Here is an 8,517-nt window from a genome sequence, read left to right as displayed (position 1 = left end):
GTAGGCGATTTGGGCCCGGAGGCTGGCGGGCGTCAGTGGCCAAGTTGGTCTTAGCGGGCGCACTTTGCCCGCTTAGACCAAGGCCAGACTTTGAGACTTTTTGACGCACTTTGTCAAAAAGACTCAAAGCTGTGCCGGCTACGTTCCACGCCCAGCCAGCCGCAGGGCCCAAATCGCCGGGTCTCGCAAATCTGCCTCTCTGAACCACGAGGCGGACGCGCGAAGCGCAACGCCGTACCGGCCATGATATAATGAAGGTTAAAACCAATAAAGGAGTGCCGCCATGACCGCATTTATCACCAGTCTCCCCATGTGGGGACTCATCGTGATTCTGATCTTGACACTCGTTCTCTTGACCCGCGCCGCCGATATCTTGGTGGACCATGCCATTCACTTATCCCGCGAAGCCGGCATCTCGGACGTTGTGGTCGGGGCGACTGTCGTTGCCCTGGGCACCAGCCTGGCCGAAATCGCCATCGCTATTTTCTCTCTATTCCAAGGCGTCACTGACTTCTCCGTCGGCAACGCCACCGGTTCCGTCATCACCAACATGAGCGTGGTGCTGGGGGTCGGGGCGCTGGCCGGGACGATTCCCGTGGCTCGACACAACCTTTCCCGGGTCCAGCTGCTGCTCACCGCGTCGCTTTTGATGATCTTCGTTTCTTCCTTGACCCTAATGAGCGGCCGGGGGTATATTCCCCGCTGGGTCGGCATCGTGTTCCTGCTGATGATTCCCGGCTACTTGTACCTCATCATCCGTCAGAATAAGGCGGACAAGGCCAAGCGGGCGGGGGCCGCACCGGTGGCGGAGCCGGAGCGGACGCACCAGCCGGCCTGGATGCACATTCTGTGGATCATCGGGGCCGGGCTGATCATTGCCGTTAGTGCCAACGCGCTGGTGGACAGCAGCACGGAGATCGCCCACCAGTTGAATATCAGTGACGCCATCATCTCCGCGACCGTCGTCGCCCTGGGCACCAGCTTCCCGGAGCTGATCACCGCTTATTACGCCGCTAAGGGCGGCTTCGGCGGGCTGGCGCTGGGCAATATCATCGGTGCCAACGTGATGAACCTGCTGCTGGTGAACGGCCTGACGATTGCGTTCTCTCCCGCCACCATCTACCTGCCCACCGTCTTCTACTTCGTCACCTTCCCCGCCCTGCTCCTCGTTCTCCTGCTCGTCGGCTGGTTCATCATCGACGGCTCCCGGGACGAGATCGACAACAAGGAGGGCGCAGTCCTCGTCATCGTGTACCTGGTTTACGTGGCGGCTTACGTGGTCGCTTTATAAGTAAGAAAGGAAGTTCCCTGCATGCCTGCATCTGCTCATCCCCTCGGCTGGTTCGCCGCCAGTGCTGTCTTCGGTGTCGCCAGCCTGGTCGCTGCTTTGATCGTTTCTAATCCCTTGTATCACGGCTTCACTTTGCTCCTGGCCGCCCTCATTGCTATCTTTCTCGCCACGGTCCTGTACACCCTGCATGTGAGTGAAGAAAAGCACCAACGGCGGTTAGTGCTCATCTTGCTGGGCGCCGTCGTTGGTGCATTAACGTTAGTCTTTATTGTGGTGATGCCGTAGCCGGATATTGCTGGCGGAAGTCCACGACGGCACCCATCAAGTTGGCCTGGCTGCGGTAGTGGGCCAGGGCCAATTCCGGCAGCCAGGGGGCAATGCCCACCTTTTCTTTCACTGCCTGCATGTATGTCGTTAATGTGGGAATCAGCCAGTCGGCCTGGGATACCCCGCCGCCTAAGACCACTTTGTCCGGATCGAAGGCGTAGCTCAGGTTGAAGATGGCTCGGGCCAGGGACGAGAAGAAGATGCCGGTCTCTTCCTTGGCTAGAGCATCGCCTTGGTCGGCCAAAGCAAAGACGGTCTTGCCGTCATATTTCTTCCCGTCGGCCTTGCGGGCCGTGTAGCGGCGGGCCATGTGGACGGGCGACGCCACATCGCTCAAAGTATTCTTGTCGTCCACCAGCATGTAGCCGAACTCACCGCCGAACAAGTGGCGGCCGTGGATCACCCGGTTATTGACGATGACGCTGCCGCCGATGCCGGTCCCGATAACGATGAAGAGCATGTTCTCCACGTCTGCCCCGGCCCCGCTGCTCAACTCGGCCAAGGCCGCACAGTTGGCGTCGTTTTCCAAGCTGATGGGCAGGTTGAAGCGGCGCGTCAGTTCCGGCACGATGGGGAAGTTATGAATATAGGGAATTGCGCTGGCGCCTTCAATGACGCCAGTTTTTTTGTTCACCGCCCCCGGTGTACTGATGGCCACCCCCATGGGCTGATACTTTGTCCGGGCCTGGTCCACGATGGCGGTCATTGCTGTGTAATATTCTGCCAGCGTGGGCGGAGTGGCCACGCTGCCTTCGTTCTCCAACTGGTCATGATGCATGACACCATACTTGATCGACGTCCCGCCAACGTCGATCACCACCAGATCTGCCATATTGTTTGCCTCACTTTCCATTCAATAGCTATATTCTACCAGCTCGTGAAGCCGTTTGCATTGATTGAGACCGCTACCAGTTTAGAATCATTATTGTATGCAGAGAGAAAGTGGCCTATTCTGGAATTGAGGTGATTTTCATGGCTGCACACGATATTCAACTGACGGACGGCCGGCAGCGTCTGGCGTTCATTACCACGCTTCTGCTGGGTACTTTCGGCATGTCCATCAGTCAATCGTCTTTGTCCACGGCGTACCCCACGCTCATGCGCGAATTTGCCATCCCGGCCAGCATGGTCCAGTGGCTCACCACCGGATTCATGCTGGTCATGTGTTTACTGATTCCCACTAGTCCATGGCTCTTACATAACGTTCCCTTCAAGAAATTATTCGTCGGCGTCGTCCTCATTTTCAGCGCCGGCACTGTTCTCTGCATCGTTGCTCCGACCTTCTGGCTTCTGGTCCTGGGCCGGATGCTGGAAGCCGTCGCCGTGGGGATTATCTTCCCGTCGTACCAGAGTGTCCTGCTGATTATTACCCCCACAGCCCGGCGCGGCAGCGTCATGGGGTTGGCCGGGTTGATCATGGGCAGTGCGCTGGCAGTGGGCCCCATCGTTTCCGGGGTGTCTTGAACTTCACCAGCTGGCGCGGCTTGTTTGTCCTCTTCCTGGTGGTCATGGCCATCGTGCTGCTGCTCACGCCCTGGGCGATCAAGAATGTTGTTGGCCAATCCCCGAGCACGATTGACGGTCTTTCTGTCGCCTTAGGCCTCGGCTTCATCGGTGTCCTGTACGTTCTGACAGAAAGCGTCTCCGCCCATCCCCAGTGGCCGTTATTGGCCGGGTTGCTTGTGGCCAGCATCATCGCCATTGCTTGGTTCATTTACCGCCAGCTGCACCGGGACCCGCCGCTATTGAATCTGCGCGTCTTTACCAGCCGGATCTACACCAAGTCCGTCTTTCTCACCGGCATCTCCTACGTGGCGCTGATTGTGACCACCATCTTGATGCCGCTGTATTACCAAAACGTGCTGGGGACGTCCGCGCTGGTCTCCGGGCTAGCCATGGTGCCGGCTGCGGTCGTCTTAGCTCTGCTCAACCCCATCAGCGGCCACTTGCTGGACCGGATGGGCGGTAAGTGGGTCATCCTTATTGGGCAGGGACTGATCATCGTCGGTATGACCGCCATGATCTGGGCCGCCAGCCAGCAGCTGCTGGTCCTTTCGATCATCATGGCGGCCTTCATTGAAAGCGGCAACGCCTTCGTCATGATGCCCAGCGTCACCATGGGCGCCAATGACTTGCCTGAAGCCCTGGTCGCCCACGCCACCGCCGTCACCACCACCGCCCGCCAGCTCTTCGGTTCCGCCGGCGTCGCCATTGCGACGGCGCTGTTGACGCTGTTCACCAACCAAAACCTGCAGCACGGCCCCATTGGCAGCCAAATCATCGGCTTCCAATACACCTTCGCCATCTTCGCCCTAGTCGGCATCATCGGCGCCCTCATCGCCCTCACCCTCCCCGCCGGCCCAGCCAAGAAAACGGCCTGACTTTGACATCGCGCGAAAACGTCGACGCCAATATACTGTTGAAACTTTAGAGGGCCTGTCGTACATGCCCATGCGCCCCATCACGACACAGCCCATCTCACAAAAAAGGCAAGCGCGAAGCGCGCGCCTGTAATTTCTTGGTTGAGGCATTTTTCCATCACAAAATCTTCGCATTTGTCCTGTACTATTTAAATTGTTGAGAGAGAGGCAGCTAACCGTAAGTCCTCTACTCAACCCCCAACAACAGTAGCAAGCACACAACCAACTTTTCTTCATGATGATTTTCCTCCCCCAACTATCCGACAGTTCAGCACTGGCCTCCCCCCAGCCGCTGAACGACATGCAAAGACCCTCACCGCCAAGTGCGCGGTGAGGGTCTTTGCTTTTTTGTACCGTGACCGTGCCAGCCGGTCCGGGACTGGGACAAAATTCTCTCTCGACGCCGTGCCAAAGCTCCGCAAGCTCCGGCAAAACGGGTTGGCACTTGGAATGGCGGAATATGAATTTTGTCCCAGTCCCTTTCTTTATTTTCTGTCATTTTGTTGGCGTGTATATCGGTCATCAGTTGCCGTAAGGACGGTTCCTAAAGGTAATTTGTGCTCTCATCACCCCCCCATTTTTAAAATCGCGTCATAAGTGTTTTGATTATGAAAGCGAATCCGCGGGTGGTATACTGAGGCCAAAAGATACTCGGGGAGGATGCTATCATGGACATTTTGACGATTGACGATCTCAGTTTTGGCTGGCGCAAACAGCCTGTTTTCAGCCACGCATTTCTTAAAATCGAGCAGCCGGGACTCTATGGCCTGGTGGCGCCCAATGGGTCGGGGAAAACGACGCTGCTGAATCTGATCAGCAGCTTGCTGCAGCCGCAAGCGGGCAAAATCAGTTTGTATGGCGGCTTGAATACGGCCAAAAACGTTTTTGACCACGTTGCCTTTCTTCAAGACAATTCGGTCCTGTACCCGTACCTCTCCGGGCGGGAACACATCAACTTCGTGGCCGATACCCACCACATTCCACGCACAGCCATTGCGCCGATTGCGGACAAACTGGAGATGACGTCTTACCTGGACAAACGGGTGCGCCATTATTCACTGGGCATGAAGCAGCGGCTGCTGCTGGCCATGGCGCTGGTGGTGGACCGGCCACTGATGCTGCTGGACGAACCGCTCAACGGCCTCGATCCCACCAGCTTGATCATCGTTCGGGAAGCATTGAATCAGGCCAAAGCCGACGGCCAGACGGCATTGATCTCCTCCCACAACCTGGATGAGCTGATGCGGGTCACCCGGGACATCTTCTTCGTCGTAGACCACGCGTTACGCTTCGAACACTTGGCCGCTGATGAGACCGCCGAACAACGATATGCCGCGTTATTCGGTGTCCATGACAAATGAGGACGCTGATTGGGTTCGAGTGGCGGCGGCTGCACCGCAGCGGCTTTGCCTGGGGTCTGCCGGTCCTGGCGATCGTGTTAGTGGGACTCTTTTTCTGGTTTTCCCAAGTGGGGGTCGACCAGTACCGGCAGGAGCTGCTCAACCATATTCAGAGTAATGACGAGATTCTTTCGCAACTGATCGGCGGTTACCGGCAAACCATCGCCGATGATTTAGAAACGGCTGACCGTAAAGCCGAGGCCAAGAAGGACATGGCTTTAGCCGTCCCGATCGGCGATGCCCTCGACGCCCAGCAGCAAGCCGTCGAAGACCGCAGTACGCCGCGCTATTTACGGGCCGTGATTGCCGCCAACACCCGCACCATCGCCTTCGACAATGCGTTACACCGCGTGCTGCTGCAAGATCATCACACGCTCACGGCCCAAACAAAATTGTATCAAACGATGCTGGCGCGCGGCTGGGCATTGGAGGACACCCACTATACCACCCAGCCTGTCGGTTTCCTGGTCAGCTGGCAATCTTGGCTGGCCCAGCCATTAGCCGTCTTGCTGGGCGTTGCCCTGCTCTCCACGACCTGGGTAACCGCCCTCTTCACCAACAATGCGGACCTCATGGCGACCACCGTTCAACCATGGCGGCGCTGGGCCCTGGCCAATTGGTTTTGGGCGGTCCTGAGCTGGCTGGCCTTTCTCACCCTCAGCAATGCCGCCGGCTGGCTTGCTGGCCAGTGGTTGGGCACGCCGCTGCTTAGCGGTACCACACCCTGGCACGCCATCGTACCGGGGACGGGCCAGAGTTACTGGATCGTCTGGGTGCAGGAAATTGGTATCAGCCTGCTTTGGTTTATTCCAATGTACGGCATCTTACTGTTGGTCACAACGTATGCAGAGAAATGGGGGCGGCAGCGATGAGAAAGATCATGACGTTTATCCGGTTTGAGTTTCTCAAACGGCGGCGGGTTTGGCCTGTGGGGATCGTGGCCCTGCTGATCACAATCAGTCTGGCCGTTGGGTTTGGCGTGCAAAAGCATAACCAATCCGTATTTGTACAAGATTACAGTACCCAGTTGAAGAAGAGGTATCCTAATGAAAACAGTCTGGGCCGTTCCGAACTGACCAGTTTTCAGAAATCCGAGGCCGCCTATCACGATTGGTTCTTCAAAAGCGTGGCCGTTAACGTCGTCCTGAACGGTCAGGGCACACGTGAAATTCCCGGATTCGGCGTGCGCTTATATGCGCGCACGGCGTCCGGCGCCCTGAGCGATGCCTTCGCCCGGACCTACGACCAGTATCGCTATATGCGCCAGAAGAACATCACCCCGATGTTCCCCGATAGTTTGGTCATCGTGCCTGTTGCGGGAGACTTGGATAAGTTGTCTGACACAGACAAGCAATGGGTAATGCGTAATAATCCGCATTTTTATGTCCAAGCGCTGCCGTTTCTTTGGTCGCTCCTACAGTCAAACGGCGTCGTTGCGCTTCTCCTGGCCTTTGGTGTCCTGCTCAGCGGCGGTCAGCTGGCCAAGGAACTCGCCCATAAACGGGCCCACAGCCATTGGCTGACACTGCAAGATGAGCCTTTTCCTGCCCAAGTGGGCATCCAATTCGGCATGATGCTGACCACCATGATCCAAGTCGTCTTTGTCCCGCTGCTGGCCGTCACGTTGGGGATTGGTCTGCTATTCGGTTTCGGTGACGGCCGCTACCCGGTATTCAGTTACCAAAATCCCGACGGCTTCGGCAGCAAAGAGGCCATTATGCCCCTGAGCCAGTATCTAACGAATACCCTGAGCCTGCTCTTCCTGCTGACTGTGTTTCTCACGCTGGTGATGATCATCCTCAGCATGCTGCTGCGCAACGGCTGGCTGACCATCCTGGGCACAATCCTGGTGGTTGGTCTCTCCCTGATCACCCCGCCAATTCCCGGCCTCCCGCTGACTTACTTCCATTTGAACGACATTGTGACGGGCATTGCCCAAGAACAAGCAGGGAGCGATGCCCTGCAAGCACCGGCCGTCTTCATTAATCTGGGCTGGTGGTGTGTTGGTCTGTTACTGCTGATTATCCTGATCACAGAATGGCGCCGGATCGTTCATCGGCTTCAGCGCATTCACCTGGCCTCCCAGAAAAGCCCTGCCTCGCTGTAACCCATGGCCGGGCACAACTAACAATTTTGTCACTTTGAGCACCTCATGGTATATCCCGGCCAGCGCTGACCTATAATAATCACGAATAAAAGATGCCGCATCACTGGGCTGCTGGTTTGTCTCTGGTTTTCTCCCAAAGGAAGCGAGTTCAATGGCTGTCAACGTCAAACTGCCCCAAAAAGTCCACTCCGGGCAGGCACTCAAGTTGTTTTTTACTAACGCATTCAACTTTTCTGGGCGCAGCAGTGTGTCCGAGTATTGGTGGGCCATGGTCGGGTTGGAATTCATCGTCACGCTACCCATGCTGGTCGTGCGCTGGAACACCGCCAATATCCGTCTGCCCGCCCACCGGGGACCGAATGCCTTGGCGATTATCCCTTATTGGTTCCGCGCCACGCCGGTGTGGACCACGATTGCGATTGCGGCGTTCCTCATCACCCTGATCCCGCAACTCTCCCTAACGGTACGGCGGTTCCGGGATGCCGGCTTCGCTGGCTGGTGGCTGCTGCTCTACTTTGGTCCCCTAGTGCTAGTAACTGCGCAGTTATTTGCTTACAATGGTGTCCTGCTGCTGATTGCGCTCACGGTACTCGCATTTTCTCTCTACATCCTCACCAAGCCTGGCCCTGAGGCGTCTTAACGCTGTCAGAACCAGACCGATTGCCTCTAAAGGAGGTCATCACCATGGATCATACGATGTCTGCTCCTCAGCGCACCGGGTTTCTGGGTGCCATTAAACTCTTTTTCACCCACTACGTCGACTTCCGCGGGACCAGCCGCCGGTCGGAGTATTGGTGGATGTTTCTCACCAACACCGTGATTCTCCTCGGGTTATTCTTCTGGATGGCGGGCGGCCTGCTCTCCAGCTTGATGCGGATCGTTAATGATCCGCATGCCGCCCCCTCTCTGATGTTCACCACCATTGTCCCGTTGATTCTATTCTTTGGCTACAGTGTCGCAATCCTCGTGCCT

8 protein-coding genes and 1 pseudogene are annotated in these 8,517 nt (G+C 56.9%); 8 read left to right on the top strand and 1 reads right to left on the bottom strand.

Going from position 1 to position 8,517, the window contains the following annotated elements:
- Window positions 1–283 precede the first annotated feature (283 nt).
- The gene (locus tag L248_RS08740; protein WP_022529820.1) at window positions 284–1,291 is read left to right on the top strand and encodes a sodium:calcium antiporter; all 1,008 of its coding nucleotides are present in this window, start codon (window positions 284–286) and stop codon (window positions 1,289–1,291) included.
- Window positions 1,292–1,312: 21 nt separating this feature from the next.
- Window positions 1,313–1,576 carry a hypothetical protein gene (locus tag L248_RS08735; protein ID WP_022529819.1) on the top strand — a complete coding sequence of 88 codons (264 nt, stop codon included), beginning with the start codon at window positions 1,313–1,315 and terminating at the stop codon, window positions 1,574–1,576.
- Here L248_RS08735 and L248_RS08730 read toward each other — a convergent pair.
- Window positions 1,557–2,450, bottom strand: coding sequence for an ROK family protein (locus tag L248_RS08730; protein ID WP_040535817.1), 894 nt, complete (start codon window positions 2,448–2,450; stop codon window positions 1,557–1,559). The two genes, L248_RS08735 and L248_RS08730, sit on opposite strands and share 20 nt — an antisense overlap.
- A 140-nt stretch (window positions 2,451–2,590) precedes the next feature.
- Between L248_RS08730 and L248_RS08725 the strand changes: the two are divergent.
- The 6 genes and pseudogenes from L248_RS08725 to L248_RS16070 form a co-directional block, all read left to right on the top strand.
- Window positions 2,591–3,999: pseudogene (locus L248_RS08725) on the top strand (MFS transporter).
- A gap of 707 nt (window positions 4,000–4,706) precedes the next feature.
- On the top strand, window positions 4,707–5,399 hold the full coding sequence (locus L248_RS08720) for an ATP-binding cassette domain-containing protein (protein ID WP_022529815.1): 693 nt from the start codon (window positions 4,707–4,709) through the stop codon (window positions 5,397–5,399).
- Window positions 5,396–6,310, top strand: a complete 915-nt coding sequence (gene yajC / locus L248_RS08715; protein ID WP_022529814.1) for a preprotein translocase subunit YajC — start codon at window positions 5,396–5,398, stop codon at window positions 6,308–6,310. The genes L248_RS08720 and yajC overlap by 4 nt, the downstream gene beginning before the upstream one ends.
- Window positions 6,307–7,545, top strand: coding sequence for a hypothetical protein (locus L248_RS08710; RefSeq protein WP_040535814.1), 1,239 nt, complete (start codon window positions 6,307–6,309; stop codon window positions 7,543–7,545). The genes yajC and L248_RS08710 overlap by 4 nt, the downstream gene beginning before the upstream one ends.
- A 151-nt stretch (window positions 7,546–7,696) precedes the next feature.
- Window positions 7,697–8,185, top strand: a complete 489-nt coding sequence (locus tag L248_RS08705) for a DUF805 domain-containing protein (RefSeq protein ID WP_022529812.1) — start codon at window positions 7,697–7,699, stop codon at window positions 8,183–8,185.
- A gap of 44 nt (window positions 8,186–8,229) precedes the next feature.
- Window positions 8,230–8,517, top strand: a 288-nt coding sequence (locus L248_RS16070; RefSeq protein WP_196812015.1) for a DUF805 domain-containing protein, incomplete at its 3' end; no start/stop codon positions are given.

It is taken from the genome of Schleiferilactobacillus shenzhenensis LY-73 (assembly GCF_000469325.1).
Classification (GTDB): Bacteria; Bacillota; Bacilli; order Lactobacillales; family Lactobacillaceae; genus Schleiferilactobacillus; species Schleiferilactobacillus shenzhenensis.
The sequence above is the reverse complement of the archived record's forward strand: the minus strand, read 5'-3'. Positions and strand labels throughout refer to the sequence as shown.

Bases quoted from the DNA above. Each gene is read 5' to 3' on its own strand.
- L248_RS08740 (WP_022529820.1), top strand. From the start codon at position 284: ATGACCGCATTTATCACCAGTCTCCCCATGTGGGGACTCATCGTGATT.
- L248_RS08735 (WP_022529819.1), top strand. From the start codon at position 1,313: ATGCCTGCATCTGCTCATCCCCTCGGCTGGTTCGCCGCCAGTGCTGTC.
- L248_RS08730 (WP_040535817.1), bottom strand. From the start codon at position 2,450: ATGGCAGATCTGGTGGTGATCGACGTTGGCGGGACGTCGATCAAGTAT.
- L248_RS08720 (WP_022529815.1), top strand. From the start codon at position 4,707: ATGGACATTTTGACGATTGACGATCTCAGTTTTGGCTGGCGCAAACAG.
- yajC (WP_022529814.1), top strand. From the start codon at position 5,396: ATGAGGACGCTGATTGGGTTCGAGTGGCGGCGGCTGCACCGCAGCGGC.
- L248_RS08710 (WP_040535814.1), top strand. From the start codon at position 6,307: ATGAGAAAGATCATGACGTTTATCCGGTTTGAGTTTCTCAAACGGCGG.
- L248_RS08705 (WP_022529812.1), top strand. From the start codon at position 7,697: ATGGCTGTCAACGTCAAACTGCCCCAAAAAGTCCACTCCGGGCAGGCA.